The sequence below is a fragment of the Rhizobium sp. BR 317 genome (genome assembly GCF_047445835.1).
Taxonomy (GTDB): domain Bacteria; phylum Pseudomonadota; class Alphaproteobacteria; order Rhizobiales; family Rhizobiaceae; genus Rhizobium; species Rhizobium paranaense.
The window spans coordinates 1-736 of the sequence record NZ_JARWLB010000182.1 but is presented as its reverse complement, the minus strand read 5'-3'; the positions used below and the strand labels follow the sequence as shown (position 1 = coordinate 736).

At 61.7% G+C, this 736-nt stretch carries 1 pseudogene; it reads right to left on the bottom strand.

Annotation, left to right across the window (positions count from 1 at the left end):
* Positions 1–736 (bottom strand): annotated as a pseudogene (locus QD357_RS32675) (hypothetical protein); the annotation flags it as partial.

The window sequence follows — 736 nt, the reverse complement described above, 5'->3', positions numbered from 1 at the left end:
GTGCTGATCGCCGCAATCTCGTCAGTCGAGAAGGTGGCGATGTCAGCGGTGGACAGAGCACCAACTTCGGTTGCCGTCAGAGCGCCGATCTGGGTCGAGGACAGTGCAGCAGCCTGGTCGGTAGAGAGGGCTGCGATCTGGGCCGACTTCAGAGCCGCGACCTGAGCCGTCTTCAGCACACCGATTTGAGCGGTGGTCAGAGCAGCAACATCGTCAGTAGAAAGAGCGGCAATCTGGGTCGAGGTCAGGGCGGCCACCTGATCAGTGGTCAGAACCTTGGCTTGGTCGGTCGAGAGTGCGCCGATCTGAGCGGTGCTGAGCTTGGCGATTTGGCTGGTCTTCAGAGCCGCAACCTGATCGGTGGAGAGCGCTGCTACCTTATCGGAGGTCAGACCAGACAGAGCCGCGGTGCTGATGGCTGCGATCTCGTCGGTCGAGAAGGTTGCGATGTCAGCGGTGGACAGAGCGCCAACTTCGGTTGCCGACAGGGCACCAATTTGCGTGCTCGTCAGAGCAGCGGCCTGATCGGTGGAGAGGGCTGCGATCTGGGCCGACTTCAGGGCGGCGACCTGAGCTGTCTTCAGAACACCGATCTGAGCGGTGGTGAGAGCGGCAACGTCGTCAGTGGAGAGGGCTGAGATCTGGGTCGAGGACAGAGCGGCAACCTGATCAGTGGTCAGAACCTTGGCTTGGTCGGTCGAGAGTGCGCCGATCTGGGTGGTGCTCAGCTTCGCGA